Annotated in this window: 14 protein-coding genes; 3 read left to right on the forward strand and 11 right to left on the reverse strand. The window is 56.1% G+C overall.

Annotated elements, in window-relative coordinates; genetic code table 11:
* Window positions 1-19 precede the first annotated feature (19 nt).
* Entirely contained in the window at window positions 20-463 is a 444-nt protein-coding gene (locus ABD890_RS05950) for a hypothetical protein (protein ID WP_345086844.1), read from the reverse strand.
* Between the two features lie 67 nt (window positions 464-530).
* Window positions 531-1904, reverse strand: a complete 1374-nt coding sequence (locus tag ABD890_RS05955) for an AAA-type ATPase lid domain-containing protein (protein WP_345086846.1) — start codon at window positions 1902-1904, stop codon at window positions 531-533.
* Between the two features lie 243 nt (window positions 1905-2147).
* On the opposite strand from ABD890_RS05955, the gene ABD890_RS05960 reads away from it, so the two are divergent.
* A complete protein-coding gene (locus tag ABD890_RS05960) occupies window positions 2148-3332 on the forward strand; it encodes a M20 family metallopeptidase (protein WP_345086848.1) in 1185 nt (394 codons plus the stop codon).
* Between the two features lie 130 nt (window positions 3333-3462).
* Here the strand turns inward: ABD890_RS05960 and ABD890_RS05965 are convergent, their stop codons facing one another.
* From ABD890_RS05965 to polA, 7 genes are all read right to left on the reverse strand, one after another.
* Complete coding sequence (locus tag ABD890_RS05965) at window positions 3463-3786, reverse strand: calmodulin-binding protein (RefSeq protein ID WP_345086850.1); 324 nt, start codon at window positions 3784-3786, stop codon at window positions 3463-3465.
* A 247-nt stretch (window positions 3787-4033) separates the two neighbouring features.
* Window positions 4034-5023: a signal recognition particle-docking protein FtsY gene (ftsY, locus tag ABD890_RS05970; protein ID WP_345086852.1), complete on the reverse strand. Its 990-nt coding sequence runs from the start codon at window positions 5021-5023 to the stop codon at window positions 4034-4036.
* 175 nt (window positions 5024-5198) lie between these two features.
* Entirely contained in the window at window positions 5199-5618 is a 420-nt protein-coding gene (gene nusB / locus ABD890_RS05975) for a transcription antitermination factor NusB (RefSeq protein ID WP_345086853.1), read from the reverse strand.
* Window positions 5619-5719: 101 nt separating this feature from the next.
* Window positions 5720-6202 carry a 6,7-dimethyl-8-ribityllumazine synthase gene (gene ribH, locus ABD890_RS05980; protein WP_345086855.1) on the reverse strand — a complete coding sequence of 161 codons (483 nt, stop codon included), beginning with the start codon at window positions 6200-6202 and terminating at the stop codon, window positions 5720-5722.
* A 116-nt stretch (window positions 6203-6318) separates the two neighbouring features.
* On the reverse strand, window positions 6319-7785 hold the full coding sequence (gene rho / locus ABD890_RS05985) for a transcription termination factor Rho (protein ID WP_425548477.1): 1467 nt from the start codon (window positions 7783-7785) through the stop codon (window positions 6319-6321).
* 543 nt (window positions 7786-8328) lie between these two features.
* Entirely contained in the window at window positions 8329-8958 is a 630-nt protein-coding gene (gene coaE, locus ABD890_RS05990) for a dephospho-CoA kinase (RefSeq protein ID WP_345086857.1), read from the reverse strand.
* A 104-nt stretch (window positions 8959-9062) separates the two neighbouring features.
* A complete protein-coding gene (gene polA, locus ABD890_RS05995) occupies window positions 9063-11921 on the reverse strand; it encodes a DNA polymerase I (RefSeq protein ID WP_345086859.1) in 2859 nt (952 codons plus the stop codon).
* A 500-nt stretch (window positions 11922-12421) separates the two neighbouring features.
* On the opposite strand from polA, the gene ABD890_RS06000 reads away from it, so the two are divergent.
* Together ABD890_RS06000 and ABD890_RS06005 are read left to right on the forward strand one after the other, a co-directional pair.
* A complete protein-coding gene (locus ABD890_RS06000) occupies window positions 12422-13822 on the forward strand; it encodes a hypothetical protein (protein WP_345086861.1) in 1401 nt (466 codons plus the stop codon).
* Window positions 13823-14034: 212 nt separating this feature from the next.
* Window positions 14035-14361: a YbjQ family protein gene (locus ABD890_RS06005; protein WP_345086863.1), complete on the forward strand. Its 327-nt coding sequence runs from the start codon at window positions 14035-14037 to the stop codon at window positions 14359-14361.
* Here ABD890_RS06005 and ABD890_RS06010 read toward each other — a convergent pair.
* Both ABD890_RS06010 and ABD890_RS06015 read right to left on the reverse strand, forming a co-directional pair.
* Window positions 14358-14834: a hypothetical protein gene (locus ABD890_RS06010; RefSeq protein ID WP_345086865.1), complete on the reverse strand. Its 477-nt coding sequence runs from the start codon at window positions 14832-14834 to the stop codon at window positions 14358-14360. The genes ABD890_RS06005 and ABD890_RS06010 overlap by 4 nt on opposite strands.
* Window positions 14835-14845: 11 nt before the next feature.
* Window positions 14846-16462 carry a HEAT repeat domain-containing protein gene (locus tag ABD890_RS06015; protein ID WP_345086867.1) on the reverse strand — a complete coding sequence of 539 codons (1617 nt, stop codon included), beginning with the start codon at window positions 16460-16462 and terminating at the stop codon, window positions 14846-14848.
* Window positions 16463-16565: the final 103 nt, after the last annotated feature.

Below are 16565 nucleotides of genomic sequence, written 5' to 3' on the forward strand. Positions count from 1 at the left end.
TGTGAGTTGAGGGTGGCGTCTACCAGGGGAGCCAATCCAAGGGGTCTCGTTCCGTTTCTGGAACTTCGGTTTCGTCAGGAAGGTCGGCCAGAAAATGATCGATGGTTCGACCAATGATCGGAAGTGACTTCGTTCCAATCAGAACCAATCCACTTCCCATTTCCCAGCAGGCCCGATGCCAGGCATCCATCTGCTCATCCAGCAACAGCAGAACGTGACATGCCGGCCAGCGACTTCGGACTTCGGCGACTTGCCGGATGCGAGCCGCGACTTGCGGGGCCGTCATCGAGTCTCGCAGAGCCACCATCAGCAGTCGGTGACTATCCTCTTGCAGCAGCTTGGCAACCTCAGAGGCAATTCGAACCTCGACAAAACCAACCGACGACGTCGGCGTCAGCCCCCGCAAGCGGGGAGCCCAGCAAGGCTGAGGTTCGTACAGTACACACCGATCCGATAGATCCATGACAACCTCTACTCATCGTAAAAAGCGTGGTCCGAAGTGACAACCACGCTCAGCCCCTTCCTACCACTCATTCGAGCCCCCATTGCTCGATTCGACGGTGCAATCGGGCTCGAGAAATCCCTAACATATTGGCAGCCTGGGTTTTGTTTCCCTTTGCCGCCTTCAACGTCCGTATCAAGATCTCGCGTTCGTACGCTTCCAAAGCAGCATCCAAGTCGATCGACTCGGCCTGCTTCGCTTCCACCTTCTTGGCCGGCGTCCGAGCGACATCGACCGGGAAGTCGGTCACGTCCAAGGTAAATCCGGTGGCGACCTCATGGGCCGTGGTCAGTATCTCGGTCAGTTGATCGATATTGCCAGGCCACTCTTGCTGCTGAAGTCGATCGATCGCGTCGGCCGAGATCGATTGCAGTTGCCGATCAGAAGGGACGTTCAATTCTTCCACAATGGCTTGGGCAAGATACGGAATGTCTTCAGGCCGATCGCAAAGAGGCGGCAGTTCAATTTCCAATGTCGAAATCCGAAACGCCAGGTCTTCACGAAACTGGCCGCGGCGCGCAAGCGCCAAAAGCGACTCGGAAGACGTCGACAAGATTCGCAGGTCGATGTCGATCAGATCCAACAGATGCAGCAGCTCGCTTTGAGCGCCAAGATCCATCTTCTCGGCGTTCAATAGAATGAGTGAAGCATGCTTGGTTTCGTCTTCATCTAAGCAGCGCCGCACGAACGCTCGGATGGTTGTCTGCATGATTTCGGCATCCATCAGTTCCCCTTGGATCGAAATCACCGGCCCTGCCTGACCATGGTTCGATGCGTAACAGATCGTGCGGGCAACTTGCTCACGCCCTGTGCCTGGCTGTCCGATCACCAAGACTGGAACGCGAGACTGCGATGCCAGGTCGACCAATCGCCGCACGCGGATCATCGCCGTGCTGATCCCCACCAGGTGGCTTACCGCATATCGTCCACGATATTCGTGCCGCAAGGCTTGAAGTGTTGCGTGAATCTCTTCTTGCGGTTGCAATGGCCCAGAATTAGGAATGCGTTCCGGCGGGGCGAGCATTACCATCACGTTACGAACCAACGCTACCGCATCGGTGTCTGGTTGATCGGTGATCGGGTAGAAGATCCCTTGCCAGCGAATTTCTTCGGTGGTCTCGTCAGCGACCAGGGTAATCTCGCGAGTTCCGACTTCGCCAAGCCAGACATTCGAGGCAGGGCAAAGATCAGAGACCAATTGCAAAGCTTTGGGTAACTGCCCGAGCCCGTGATACTTGGCCGCGAGATCGAACAGTTCGTCACGCGAAACGCCTAAGGCTTTCTCGGCGGCGGCGTTCAAGTAGCGAACCGCGTTTCCTTCGCCGAACAACACCACCGGCCAGGCCGCCAGATCGAAGGCCTGGATTAAGAATGTCGTCGGTTTGCGTGGAGGAGAAGGCACTCCGCAGGCTCCCTGGGTGACGCGAAAGAGGCAGAATTACGATTTTGGCCAAACTTCGTATTATAAACCAACCCTTCCAGAGACGCGGGACGCTTGTTAGAAATCGCCTAAGCGCGAACAATGGAAAGAGGGCGAATTAGCAAGGCATTGCGGCCGCCATTTCACTTCAACAACCAACTTTCTGGGATCGACCGAGGATTCTCAGAATAAGCGTTACGGATACGTAACAACCAGGACTCACTTATGCCGATGGATGTGGTGCAATTGACGCAACGACTGGTCCAAGTTCCCAGCGTCAATCCGATGGGGCACAAAGTCGATCAGCCCGAGATTCAACTCGAATACCGTTTGGGCGACTTGCTGGAAAAGATCTTCCAGGAAATCGGGGTCAAGTACGAACGGATGGAAGTCTCGCCGCAGCGCGACAATGTCGTCGCTTGCCTGCCCGGCAGCTCCGATAAGATCATCGTGCTGGAAGCCCACCAGGATACCGTTCCGGTCGATGGCATGACGGTCGCTCCGTTCGGGGCCAACCTGGTCGAGAACCGGATCTATGGTCGCGGCGCTTGCGACGTGAAAGGTGGCATGGCGATGTGCCTGGCGGTGCTGTCGCGTCTGAAAGAACAGCCAAGCGAAGACATGCCGACCGTGCTGGTCGCTTGCACCGTCAACGAAGAATGCGGCTTCACCGGCGCTCGGCACCTGGCGAGTGTCTGGAAGAGTGGCGAATCCCAATTGATCTCGAAACTGCCGGACGCGGTCATCGTCGCGGAACCTACCTTGATGAACGTGGTGGTCTCGCACAAAGGGGTCGTCCGTTGGCGCTGCCACGCCAAGGGGCAGGCCGCCCATAGCAGCAGACCTTCGGTCGGCGACAACGCGATCTATCGCATGGGAGATGTTTTACGGGCGATTCGCGAATACGAACAAACCGTCTTGAACACCGCCGAAGAGCAAGGCGTGCTCGGACTTCCCACCATCAGCGTCGGAACCGTGCATGGTGGCGTCAGCGTGAACACGGTACCAGATCGCTGCACGATTGAAATCGATCGACGCGTGTTGCCAGGCGAATCGCAAGAGGCAGTCCGCCAAGAGGTGATCGACTTCATTGCTTCGCGGATCGATGCCCCTGAGAAAGTTGAGCACGATCCCCCATACATGAGCTCGCCAGGCCTGCCATTGGCTGACTCGAACCAGGAACTGGCCCGACGCATTGCCGACGTCGCTTCGGAATTCGGCGTGACCAGCGAGTCGATGCAGGTCGCCTATGGCACCGATTCGCCGGCATACTTTGCGATTGGCGTCCCGTCGGTGGTCTTCGGCCCAGGCTCCTTGGCCCAGGCACACACCAAGGACGAGTTCATCGAGATCGAACAGCTTTACACGGCTACCGATGTTCTGGAAAAGCTCTGCCGCGGCTTCGGCTAAGAGGGCAAAGCGTTTCGAACCGTTTATCTTCACGCGTTGCCTTCTTTCGAGCAGCGCGCAGCAAAAAGCGAGAGCCGGCTTAGCAGACTCTCGCTTTGTTGATTTGCTTCAGGCAGCTTCCGCGATGTGATTAAAACACGTCCAGCAGGAAGTGGTGACCCGAGTGGTACAGACGACCGTTTGGGTATGGGTTCTGCCACTGTTCGTTGTAGACAGGAATTCGCATTTCGGCCGGATAGCGATAGTACAGGCTTTCGCGGCTGCGATAGTAATCAGCACCCTGGAAGTTCTGGGGATAGTAGACGTAGGGATAGTGGTAGAACCGCTCCCAGTCATAGCTGCCGTAAGTTCCGCCCCAGACGCGGCTGAATGCTTGGTCCCCAGCTTCGGCGCTGGATAATGAGACCGACATCATCGCGGCAATAACTAGACCAAACACGATGCGTTGAAACATCGATGATCCCCCCAAATAACTTCTGGTTTATTTCATTGGAAGCTGTGGCCAATCACCCACGCTTCCCACGGACACGGAGACATGCCGCACCATAAGCATCGGCCTGACCGGAACCTGGAATTAAACGAAAATCCCGCAGAACCGGTACGAGACGCAAATTGAGGAGAATAGAACCGGTGATAACGATCGCCAGCGCAGGCAATGCCACGCCGCTAGCAATCGCTCGCATTCAGAACCTTACCGACGATTACTCGGCGAACAAGGCGTCGCAGAAGGTATTGGTATCGAAGCGCGTCAGGTCTTCTGGCTTCTCACCCACACCAATGAATTTGACCGGCAGCTCGAAGGCCTTGCGAATCGGCACAACGACACCCCCCTTGGCGGTCCCGTCCAGCTTGGTCAGCACGATCCCGGTACACTGAGCCGCTTCCGAGAACCCCTTGGCCTGGCTGATCCCGTTTTGGCCGGCGGTCGCATCCAGGACCAGCAGCACCTCGTGCGGGCCGTCTTCGATCTTCTTACCGATGACGCGACGCATCTTTTCGAGCTCGGTCATCAGGTTCTTTTGCGTTTGCAGACGACCGGCCGTATCGATGATGATCACGTCGGCATTCGCCTTCAGGCCTTCGTCCACCGCCCGGAAGACGACACTGGCGGGGTCGGTCCCCTGCTCTCCCTTGATGATCGTGGCCCCTAGACGTTCGGCCCAGATGGTTAACTGCTCGGTCGCCGCGGCACGGAAGGTATCGCCGGCCCCCAGGACCACCGAGTTGCCTTGATCGATAAACCAGCGGGTGAGCTTGGCGATGGTGGTTGTCTTGCCGGCGCCGTTCACGCCGACTACCAGGATCACCGTGGGGCCTTCGGCCGCCATCTTGATCGGTTCGTCATCCTGCTGCATCAGGCTGGCGAGCTCTTCCCGAATGTCTTTCAGGATGTCTTCGGTATGGACGATACGGCCACGGAAGTCACGGGCGATGCGATCTTTGATCTGCGTCGCTGGGCCGGCTCCCATGTCGGTTTGAATGAGGATGGCGAAGATCTCGTCGAGAAGCTCTTCGTCGACCAGGCGTCCTTCCGCTTTGAAGAGATCGCGGATGTCGGTATTCAGCAGGCGACGCGTTCGCGTCATGCCTTGCGCCAAGCGGCCAAAGAAACCTGGCTGCTTTTCGGCTCCTGCTTCGGACGAGGTGCCTTCAGCGTCTTCTTTCTTCTTACCGAATCCGAAAATTCCCATCGTTACGACTCTCGCCTTATGCCTATTTAATTGGGCAAACATGAAAGGGGGTCCGCACGCCAATGTACCCCATTCGAGGCAATTTGTCTGCCGAGGGTTTCATGTAGCTGCCTTTGCCGACAGAACTGGGCCGGCGGAAATGTTGCGGATGCCTGAGATTTAGAAGGATGCGTGCTTACGCATCCCCCAGGGCTTGCTTGCTCTTCAGAATACGATCCAGCAGACCGTTCACGAACTGCGGGCTGTGCTTGCCGCCGAAACGCTTGGCCAACTCGACCGCTTCGTTGATGGCAACGCGTGCCGGCGTGTCCGAATAAAGAATCTCGAAAGCCCCCAACCGCAACAAGTTGCGATCGGTCGCAGCCATACGCCGCAAGCTCCAGTTGTCGGCGAACCGTTCCAACTGCATATCGATTCTCTTGCGATGTTCGCGGGTACCGACCAGGAGGTATCGCCCGAACTCGACCAGGTTCTCATCATTCTTCAAGCGTGCGCGAAGGAACTGATCTGCCAGACCGGGATCGGCATCGGGATTAAGGTCCTCTTGATAGAGGATCTGAAGAACAACTTCGCGCGCTCGACTGCGTCTTGCCATGGGAATCTAAGAGAGTGCCTCGTCTCGAGAAACGTACAACCGGCCTGAATTCGGTGGGGCTGGCCGGTTGCGTCTGTTGAATTATAGCGAGCGAGCCAGGGTCATGGTTTCGCGACTGGCAGTTTTCGGAGAAGTCCCATCATTTCGAGGGCCGCTTCTGCCGCTTCCACACCTTTGTTTCCGACAGCCCCCCCGGACCGGCTGATCGCCTGCTCGACGGTGTTGCAGGTCAGAACTCCAAACGCCACCGGGATTTCGCATTCCATCGCCAGGTTGCCCAAGGTCTGGCTCACCTGGGTGTTGATGTGCACGTCGTGGGTCGTTTCGCCTCGGATCACACAGCCCAGACAGATTACCGCGGCATACTTCTTGGTGCGAGCCATCACCGCGGCGGCCAGGGGGATTTCCCAGGCACCTGGCACCTTGGCAACGTCGATCTTGTCGGTGCTGATTCCGCGGCTTTCCAGAGTTTGCAGCGAACCGGTCAGCAGCTTGTCGGTAATCGAGTGGTTGTAGGTCGAAACGACAATGGCGACCTGAAGATCTTCCGGCTGGAAGTCAGTTCCGGTGTAAGTATTTGGCACGGAAGGGCCTCGGCAAGGATGCAGATAAATGGGGAGAGAGCCTCGACTATCCCCCGCCAACGATCAGTCGACGGGGGAACGAGACAAAACTGAGCCTGGTTGGCCAGTACGCTTGATTACTGGACGTTCATGCTCATGAGAAATTCGGCGTTGGTTTTGTTCTTGCTCATGTGACCCAGCAAAAACTCCATCGCATCGGTCGGACTCATGTCGTTCAAGACACGACGCAAGATACACACGCGGCGGTATTCGTCCGGGTCCATCAGCATTTCTTCGCGACGCGTACCACTAGCGTTGATGTCGATGGCAGGCCAGATGCGGCGATCGACCATGCGGCGATCGAGCACGATTTCCTGGTTACCGGTCCCTTTGAACTCTTCAAAGATGACGTCGTCCATGCGGCTACCGGTATCGACCAGGGCGGTGGCGATGATCGTCAGCGAGCCCCCTTCTTCGACCTTGCGTGCCGAACCGAGGAATCGCTTCGGTCGCTGCAGTGCGTTGGCATCCAAACCGCCCGACAGAAGCTTGCCGGATGGTGGGCATTCGCTGTTCCACGCACGCGCCAAACGGGTAATCGAGTCGAGGAAGATCACCACGTCGGTGCCGAACTCGACCATTCGCTTCGCCTTTTCGATCACCATTTCGGCGACCTGAACATGGCGGGACGGCGGTTCGTCGAACGTCGAGCTGATGACCTCGCAGTTAGGGCCTTTGACTTGGCGTTCCATGTCGGTGACTTCTTCCGGCCGTTCGTCGATCAACAGCATGATGACGTACGCGTCGGGATAATTCGCCAACACAGCCTTCGCCATGTTCTGCATCATGATTGTCTTACCGGCACGAGGCGGGCTGACAATCAGACCACGCTGACCGAAACCGATCGGCACGATCAGATCGATGATGCGGCCACTGACTTCTTCCGTCGCCGTTTCCATGCGGATCCGATCGTCGGGATGCAGTGGCGTCAGGTCATCGAAGAAGACCTTCTGGGCGGCGACGTTCGGGTCTTGGTAGTTGACCGCTTCGACTCGCAGTAATGCGAAGTAACGTTCGTTTTCTTTGGGCGGACGGATCTGGCCGGTGACGATGTTACCGGTCTTCAAGCCGAACCGACGAATCTGGCTCGGCGAGACGTAGATATCGTCTGGGCACGAAAGATAGTGATAGTCCGGGCTACGCAGGAAGCCGAAGCCATCGGGAAGGATTTCGAGCGTCCCTTCGCCGTACATCAGGCCCGACATCTTCACGCGTTCCTTCAGGATGCGGAAGATCAGGTCCTGGCGGCGCGAGCCCGATACGTCTTCAAGGTTTTCTTTGCGAGCTTCTTCGATCAGCTCGGTCATCGACATCTTCTGAAGTTCGGCGATATGCACTTCGCTGTGCTTGAGCTGCTCGAACTGCTCGTCCTCTTCAACCGTTTCTCCGCGCTGTTTGCCTCGGGCGATCTGCTCTGCCAGCGACATCGGTTCGGGACCGTCGTCGTAGTGATTGTTGTTCCGCTTAGAAGGTCCGCGCGAATGGCGATGACCATCAGAACTATGGTTTGAATTGGAATCAGAAGATTGGGGCGAATTGGGCATTGGCTGAGTGGGTTGTTCCGAAGCGTTGCCGTCGGTTTCGGGCAAGATGCCAGCACCGAACGAGTTCCCGTCCTTCGAGACGCGGGAAGTTAGTTTGTTGCTCGTGGAATTCGAACTGTTATTGGAATTTCGGTTTGTCGTCGAGTTTCTGTGTGGCATAGGAGATCGTTCTCCGAGAGAAGTTTCCTGGGCCGGAACTGATAAAAGGAGCTCTCTTCAACCAACGAACCTGGACCGGTTTCCAAGGGAATCGGTTCATGAATTGGCTTGGATGGCGTGTACGAAGGACGCCGGCTGTTCCAGGAATGAGGAGGAGACTCTTTCGTTGTAGCAAATGGCCGGAAAGTTCGCGAGGCGATATTCGAAGGAATACCAGTCTTCGTAAATGGTTGTAATTTAAAGGGGTAACGATAATTCAGGCATCTTTTCCCGGAGGAAGGTTCTCGACCCCCACCTTTGTTTTAAGGTGGGTTTGATCGCCACTAAAAGATCGCCCTCATTCCTAGCTCAATATGAGATGGAAAGGAAAATCTTTGGGGGAAGCTATCGCGGATTCCCGCGATGACCTGGCGGGGGGGCGACTTGCCGTTTCCAAAAGGCTTCGATCGCGGCTCGTAGCTGGGATAAGTCGTCGTTGTTCGGAATGACGATGTCGGCGAGATTCCGTTTGACCTCTAATTCTTCCTGCGCTGCCTCGCGAATGTCAAACTCATTTTCAGTCCACTTTCGCGCAAGGGCACGTTCCAGCCGATGGGCGCGAGAGGAATCGATGAACAGGACATAGTCGCAGTGGCGAATCCAGCCCGCCTTAATCATTACCGGGGCGTCTAACACGAACGCAGGGGCATCTTCTGCCATTGCTTGCGAGCGGGCTGCTTCCAACAACGCCCCAATGCGGGGATGCGAAATCTTCTCGAGGTCGGCCAGTGCTTGCCGATGGTCGTCGGTATTACCAAACACCAGCCGGGCTAATTTGGGCCTCGAAACGTTTCCTTCTTCGTCAAAAACGTCGTTCGAAAACCGATCCTGAATCTGCTCTTTCACCTCGGGCATTTCGAGAACCTGATGCCCAGCTTTGTCGGCATCGAAGATCACCGCACCAAGTTGCCGCAACGCCTCGGTCGCGGCACTCTTGCCTGAGGCAATTCCACCCAGGATACCGATTGTCTTCATCGCAGCATGCTTGCAGCTTCGTGGCAGAGAAGCTGCCCTTAAGGGATTGAATCCCAAGAAGACATCTGGCCTTTTTTCCCTGCCAAAGTTTCTTGGGTGGACACTTACCCGCTGAAATCGACTGCCTCGCACTCGGCCCAGTTTTGGCCTGCCTCTACATCGACGACCAGCGGTACATCCAGCTCGACGGCTCCGGTCATTTCAGGGAGCATCAGCTTCACCAACGGTTCCACTTCTTCCGGGGGCGCCTCGAACACCAGTTCGTCGTGAATCTGCAGTAGTAAACGTGATTGCAGGTCGGATGCGGCCAGTGCTCGATGGACCCGAATCATTGCCAGCTTGATGATATCCGCAGCCGAACCTTGGATTACCGAATTGACGGCGGTCCGTTCCGGCATCAGAAGCTGCCGGGCCATGCGATCTCGTTTCTGTGGCGAACGGACCCCTTCGATCTTACGCCGTCGTCCCAGGATCGTCTTCACGAAGCCATCGACGAAGCACTGCTTCAAGGTGTTCTCCATGAAGTCGTCGACGCCTGGGTATTTGCGGAAGTAAGCATCAATGAAACCAAATGCTTCATCCTTCTCGATATCAAGGCTTTTCGCCAGGCCGAACGCACTTTGCCCGTAGACGATCCCAAAGTTGATCGCCTTGGCGCTGCGGCGTTCGTTGGAAGTGACTTCCTCTAAAGGAATGCCGTAGACCTCCGACGCGACCTTGGCGTGAATGTCTTGATCGTTCTGATACGCCTCGCGGAGGGCCTCGTCTTTGCTGTAGTGAGCCAGCACACGCAGTTCGATCTGCGAGTAGTCGGCACACACCAACACCCAGCCATCTCGGCTCGCTTTAAACGCCGAACGAATTTCCTTGCCTTCTTCCGTACGGATCGGAATGTTCTGCAGGTTCGGTTCGTTCGAGCTCAAGCGACCGGTCGCGGCGACCACTTGATTGAACGACGTGTGCACCAGATTCGTCTTCGGACAAATCATGTTCGGCAACGCGTCGATGTAGGTGTTCTTCAGCTTCGCGTACTGACGGAAGTCGACGATCTTCTTCGGCAGCGGATCTTGCTTGGCGAGCTGTTCGAGCACTTCCGCATCGGTGGAAGCCCCTGTCTTGGTCTTCTTAATGACTGGCAGGCCCCGTTTCTCGAACAAGATCTCGGCAAGCTGCTTGGGGGAAGCAATGTTGAAGGGCTGCTCGGCGATCTTATAGATTTCCTGTTCGACCTCAGCCAGGCGTTCTCCGTACGAATCGCTCAAGCCTTTCAAGCGATCGGTATCGACTCGAATGCCGTTGAATTCCATCTCGGCCAGCACATCAACCAGCGGAACTTCGACATCGTCGAACAGATCGTTCAGCCCTTCTTCGTCGAGACGACCACCCAGGATTTCATACAGTCGCAAAGGAATATCGGCATCTTCACAGGCATAGTACGAGATCTTTTCGAGCGGCACTTCGCTCATCAAGATCTGCTTCTTGCCGGTGCCGATCAGTTCGCTGATTTTGACCGTTTCGTGCTGTAAATAGCGACGCGCCAGCTCGTCGAGTCCATGCGATCGTGCGCCGGCTTCCAGCAAGTAATGAGCGATCATTGTGTCGAAGTCGACGCCAGCCAGATCGATCCCCGCACCTCGGAAGACGATCTGATCGTACTTCAGGTTCTGCCCAACCTTTTTGATCTCTTGGTTTTCGAGCACCGGTCGCAAGATCTCGACGACCTCTTCCAGTGGCAAACTCGCGTCTCCTTCCGGAGTTTGAATCGGAATGTACCGCGCGGTGCCTGGCTTCCAGCAAACTGAGATCCCCACGAGGTCAGCCCAGCGTGGATTGGTATGCGTTGTTTCGGTATCGACCGAGATCCGCGTTTGCTCGCCGAGAAGTTTGGCCAGTTCCTTCAACTGATCGATCGTTTCGATCGCCTGATAATCGAGTGTGTCACTCTCCAAAACACTTACCGCCGGGACCGAGCCAGGGCCAGTCGTGGTCAGGTTTTGAAGTTGCTTCGAGAGCGTACGGAAACCGAATTCGTCGCACAACGCTTCGCAGGCCGGGCCATCGACCGGGCTGACCAGATAGCTGGCCCAGTCCCATTCCAAAGGCACATCGTTGCGAAGGCGAACCAGGTCTTTGCTGACCAACGCCAGTTCGCGACCGTTGGTGATATTCTCTTTTCGCTTCTTGCCCGAGATCTTGTCGACGTTATCGAGCACCTCTTCTAAAGTGCCGAACTGATTAAGCAGGTCTTTCGCGATCTTAGGACCAATCAACGGAATGCCAGGCACGTTGTCGACGGCATCGCCCACCATCGCCTGGAAGTCGACGACCTGATCCGGGCGAATGCCCCAGTCTTCCATCAACGACTCGGCGGTGTAAAAGGTATCTTTCCGTACGTTGAACAGCCGAACGTTGTCGGTGATCAACTGGCGGCAGTCTTTGTCGGTCGTGACCAGCGTGCAGCGGCCCCCCTTCTCTTCCACTACTCTCGCGGCGGCAGCCAGGACGTCGTCGGCCTCAAAACCAGGTTTCGCCAGCACCGGGATGTTCATCGCGTCGAGCATTCGCCGGATCGATTCGATCTGCGAGGGGAGTTCCTGCGGCATCTCGTCGCGGTTGGCTTTGTACTGATCGTAAAGCTCGTTGCGGAACGTGGGCCCGGAAAGATCGAACGCGCAGATCAGATAGTCCGGCTTCTTTTTTTCCAGCAGGAAGACCATGTCACGAGCAAAGCCATACACCGCAGCGACCGGCTGACCGGCCGGCCCCGTCATTGGAGGGATGGCATGGAAGACCTGAAAGATCAGGGAGTGCGAGTCGACCACCCATACCTCTTTGCCGGTCAAATCTTCCGGATCCCCAACTGGCTGAGCAACCACGGGCGGTGTCGGCGATTTTTCCGAAATTTCCTGAGCGTCGTCCGTGTCGAAACTTAGCGACGTCTGCCGCGTGCGATTTTTCATCATGTCTACTGCTGAAAGAGAAGCCGATGCCGGATCGGAAAGATCACCCTGCACGTAGATTATTGTGGAGTAACGAGTTACGAACAAGCAGCGTTGCGTTTTAACACACTTTGGTCCCTTGGTGCATTTTCAACATGACTCCCTGAAGGTGCGTTGCGAAAAATCACCATGAATAATTTTTCCATCAATGCCATCAATCCATTGCGATACAACGACTTACGGAAATTCCATTTCGTTGACTTCCCCGTTTTTGCCGTGTAGACTAACAATGCTGGCAGAATACTGCTCAGTCACAACTCATCCACCTTCGCTAATCCGCAGCTCGGTTAACAATCGCTTAACCATCACGCCCAATTGAGAGCGTCTTACGTAGATTTTACGTAGTCCCTACCAACGGCCGGATTGGCATTTGCCCTAGCTTTGACTAATTTAGGCAAACTGGGGAGACCGTAATTCCTGGACTCGTCTCCCTACCACTTGTCGCCCGAAGGAGAATTCCGCACATGGCAGCCCGCGATAATCAAGGTCTCCAGATCTCCGTCATCTTGCTTGTCATGATGGTGGTTGGTTTGGGTATCACTACAGGCGTGTTCTATAACGCGAACCTGAAAGCCCAGACCGACGCCAAGGATGCAAACACGCGTGCTCAGTCGGAATCGAGCAAGGCCCGCGAGTACCTGCTGGAGCGTAACCGTCTGAAGGTCATCATCGGTCATACCGAAGAAACGACCATGGAAGAAGTCGAAACCCAGTTCACCAGCGACGTTAATTCGTTCGTCGCCGATGAAAATGGTACCGCTCCGGATGCCCAGGCTCTGAATTACCGCAAGATCCCGGTCGAGCTTCGCAACAAGTACTCGACTCTGGAACAACAGTTGGCTTCCGCTCGTGAAACGGTCAATGCTCTGCAGGCGGAACGTGACACCATCCGCCAGACCGCCGATGCCAACGTTGCCAAGGCAATCTCGGAAAAGAACTCGGCCGAAGATCGTCTCCAGAAGTTGACCGCCGAATACAACACCTCGCGTCAGGCTCTCCAGGATGACCAAAAGAAGGTGTTGGCCTCGAAGCAAGCTATCGAAGGCCAAGTCGCTCAGGTGACCGCCAAGTTCAGCCAGGAAAAGAAGGTGATGGAGAAGGAAAAGGGAGACCTCCAAAAGCTGGTGGACGGCTTGAAGAAGGTGACCCAGGACCTGCAGCCTAAGATCACCGATCGTCCTGACGGCAAGGTTGTCTGGTCGAACCAGCGAGAACAGACCGTCTGGATCAACCTTGGTTCGCAAGACCTGCTTCGTCCTCAGATGACCTTCAGCGTCTACCCTGTCGGTCAGGAAAACCTGGCGGGTATCGATCCTAAGGCCACGATCGAAGTTACCAAGATTCACGACCGTCACCAGGCTGAAGCTCGCATCACCAACTTCGATATCTCGAACCCAGTGATGCCTGGCGATACCATCTTCACCCCAACCTGGACTCCAGGTCATCCAGAGAAGTTCGCGATCGTCGGTTTCATCGACATCGATGGCGACGACAAGGACGACTCGGAAATGCTGCGTGGCATCATCGAAACGGCTGGCGGCGTGGTCGCAGCTTACGTCGACGAAACTGGCAGCATCAAGGGTGCTTTGACCCCAGACATTCGTTACCTGATCCTCGGCGAACGTCCGACCGAAAAAACCTCGGAAGGTGGCCTCGCAGCTTACTCGCAGATGAACGAAGCTGCCCGAGCCAACGGTATCCAGGCCATCCGCGTCGACCAGTTCATCGACTGGGCCGGCTATGTCGGAGCCGAAGAACTGGTTCGCTTGAATGCCGCCTCGAAGCTGGAAGAGCTCGAAGCTCAGGCCGAAAAGGAAAAGGCTGGCTTCCAGAAGCGTCGCCCAAGTGGCAACAGTGCTTTCTAAGCTGCCGATCTTCAATCAGCAAAACGGGAAAGGCCGAGAACATGTTCTCGGCCTTTTTCATGCGCGGTCTGAACTGATCCATCAGCACTCCCTTCGGCTGGGTCGATGATCAAAAGCATTGAATCGCTCTCCCCTTTAAGCCGCGAGAGCGACTATAACCTACGCCATTCGCTATTGGTTTCATCTCACGAAGGCACAAGGAAGTCCAACGCATGATTGTCACGACAGCCAACGATATCGCCGGCTACGAAATCGTCGAATACCTGGGAGTCGTTCGCGGCATCATCGTTCGCTCGACCGGGATTGCCCGGGGGTTTGTCGGTGGGATCCGCTCGATCGCAGGCGGCAATATCCCCGAGTATGTCGCCGTGTGTGAAGAGGCCCGCGGCCATGCTTATCAACTGCTGATCGAGCACGCAGAACAAGTCGGCGCCGACGGTATCATCGCCATGCGTTACGACGGCAGCGAGTTCATGCAGGGATCGACCGAAGTGCTGGCCTATGGAACGGCCGTGAAGATCCGACCCGTCGCTGGTTAAACGATGACCGACTCTTCTTGCATCCGATTGTTGTCGGCAGCCATCGCCTGCTGCCACAGATGGAAGCCAAAGAAGATCTCGCCCAGCTTGGAAATCTCGCCGTGCAGATCGTGGAACTTCTCCAACTGCATGGCCGAAATCAGCAAGCGGGGATCGACAAACAAGCTGGCCGGATGGGCCAATTGAAGTTCGCGACTCACCTTGCGAAGTAGTGTCGTTTCGTTGGTGTTCAGCTCATGACGACGACAAAGATCCCAGAACAGTCGCTGAGGGTTGTCCAGGTTCCACGCGAAGTCATTGTCCTGCCAACGCGTCAACGCCCAGATGAGCGACGCGACAGTCAGGATCGAAAGTCCCAGCACGAAGAAGTGGGGAATATTCAAGTGAGCCGATTCGGCGCGAAAGTGATCTCCCATCGCCGTGAAGTCGGCTTCGCGGTCGGCGAACAGAACCAAATTCCAGAGCGCGGTCATGGGTTCGTTCCTTATGACTTCACGCGATCTTCGTCCGAAGACGATTCGATCGCGGGAGGAACGAACTTGTTGCCAGCAATCTTTCGCAGGCTCTCTTCCGCATTTTCACGAACTCGAACATTACGATCGAGCATCGCGTTTCGGAGCGCGGTCACCGCGGTCGAAGACGAACAGTGGCCCAGCAGCTTGGCTGCTTCGGCCCGCAGAAAATAGTCGTCGTGCTGCATCGCCTTGATCAAGTCAGGTTCCATATCGATGTGATTTTCCATCACATCGATCACCTTTAAGGCACGCAGACGGCGATAAGCAGCGTCGCTGGTCAGCTCGGCCGCCAACAGCCGCTGGGTATTCACATCGATGCCACGGACCAGGCGTCCGGTGTTCTTTTGGGCATCGGGGCTCATCTTATCGAAGGCGGAGAGGTACCGAGGGAAATTGAACTCGGCCAATGCCTTGCGAACCGTGTCTTGAACGATCAGCTGTGGGCTATCGAGATGCTGCAGTAACAGCTTGATGGCCCCAGGAATCCCGCGCGGACGAAGCTGACGCAGCGCTTCGGCACGGACGGCGGAATTCGGATCGCTGACCGCTTCCAGAATTAGCTCGTTGGTCTTGGGATCGACATAGCTGGCCAACTCTTCCAAAGCCGCCAGGCGACCGCTGGCGTGGCTGGAATGGGCCATGATGATCAGCAGGTCGTAAAGTCGATCGCTGCCAATCGATGTCGACATCGACATATGGACGGCGGCGGCTTGCTGCAAGCCATTCAGCTTGTCGAGCACGCGGCTATGTTCTTCCGCCCAGGCAACCTTCGACAATCGAGACAGGTTGCGTCGAATCGTATCGTTCATCGAGCCTTGGGCCCGGGTGGTCAGCTCGGCAATGAATGCCGGATCGTGCCGCAAACCAATGATATTGAGCACCGGGCTTGCCGGGTGCATATCGGTGAGGGAGCTGAGGACCAGTTCGATGATCTCGGGCCGCGAGCTATGCCGCAGGAAGCGAATGATCGCCGCGTGGGCCGGATGGCGAGGATTGTTCCATGCCTCTCGTAGCAGCTGATTCTCGCGAGTGACGAGAACCAGAAACGCTTCCAGAATCGGGAGCGATTCGTGTTGTTCGTAATGGCGAATGCAATCCCCCAGGGAATCGATCGCCCGGCTGCGTACCGACTCGACGTTAGCCTGGGTGCCGTCATCCCGCAGTTTCTTACGGAGGTTCGCGGCCAGGTTCACCAGCGTGTTGCCCGCCGGATCGCGGAACGCATGGCCTGAATCTCGCACGATCAGGGCCAATGCAGGAATGAGCTCGAACTCTGGTACCTGGTCGAGAATCTCGAGCGCCAGAGTGAATTGTTCGTTGTCGTTCGATTGAATGAGCTCGCGAAGTGCGATCTCGAGCGAGATGCCAGAAAGTTCGATCCAGCTTCGTTGAACTGGCGTGAAATTACGCCATCGCTGTACCAAAGCTCGTTGCGCAACAGCATGCCGCTGCTCGAGTAGCGCCGATAAGGCGGCCTCTCGAACATCGGTATAAGGAGAGTCGAGCGCGTCAACCAACACCGGAACCACCGCATGGTTGTCCGTATTGGCTAACAGCTGAAAGGTTTTTTCGATTCCCGAAGGCACGCTTCAATTCCCGCTGCACATCTAATTCCATTTCGGCGCAAGCTGCCCCGCAGGGCGTCTGCGTCTACATGAAAATCTAGGCCTCACCACGTTAATCGGCCGA

Source organism: Bremerella cremea (assembly GCF_039541315.1).
In the GTDB taxonomy this organism is placed as follows: Bacteria; Planctomycetota; Planctomycetia; order Pirellulales; family Pirellulaceae; genus Bremerella; species Bremerella cremea.

Excerpts from the sequence above, each read along its gene's own strand:
- ABD890_RS05950 (WP_345086844.1), bottom strand. The coding sequence starts at position 463 with ATGGATCTATCGGATCGGTGTGTACTGTACGAACCTCAGCCTTGCTGG.
- ABD890_RS05960 (WP_345086848.1), top strand. The coding sequence starts at position 2,148 with ATGCCGATGGATGTGGTGCAATTGACGCAACGACTGGTCCAAGTTCCC.
- ABD890_RS05965 (WP_345086850.1), bottom strand. The coding sequence starts at position 3,786 with ATGTTTCAACGCATCGTGTTTGGTCTAGTTATTGCCGCGATGATGTCG.
- ftsY (WP_345086852.1), bottom strand. The coding sequence starts at position 5,023 with ATGGGAATTTTCGGATTCGGTAAGAAGAAAGAAGACGCTGAAGGCACC.
- nusB (WP_345086853.1), bottom strand. The coding sequence starts at position 5,618 with ATGGCAAGACGCAGTCGAGCGCGCGAAGTTGTTCTTCAGATCCTCTAT.
- rho (WP_425548477.1), bottom strand. The coding sequence starts at position 7,785 with ATGCCCAATTCGCCCCAATCTTCTGATTCCAATTCAAACCATAGTTCT.
- coaE (WP_345086857.1), bottom strand. The coding sequence starts at position 8,958 with ATGAAGACAATCGGTATCCTGGGTGGAATTGCCTCAGGCAAGAGTGCC.
- polA (WP_345086859.1), bottom strand. The coding sequence starts at position 11,921 with ATGATGAAAAATCGCACGCGGCAGACGTCGCTAAGTTTCGACACGGAC.
- ABD890_RS06000 (WP_345086861.1), top strand. The coding sequence starts at position 12,422 with ATGGCAGCCCGCGATAATCAAGGTCTCCAGATCTCCGTCATCTTGCTT.
- ABD890_RS06005 (WP_345086863.1), top strand. The coding sequence starts at position 14,035 with ATGATTGTCACGACAGCCAACGATATCGCCGGCTACGAAATCGTCGAA.
- ABD890_RS06010 (WP_345086865.1), bottom strand. The coding sequence starts at position 14,834 with ATGACCGCGCTCTGGAATTTGGTTCTGTTCGCCGACCGCGAAGCCGAC.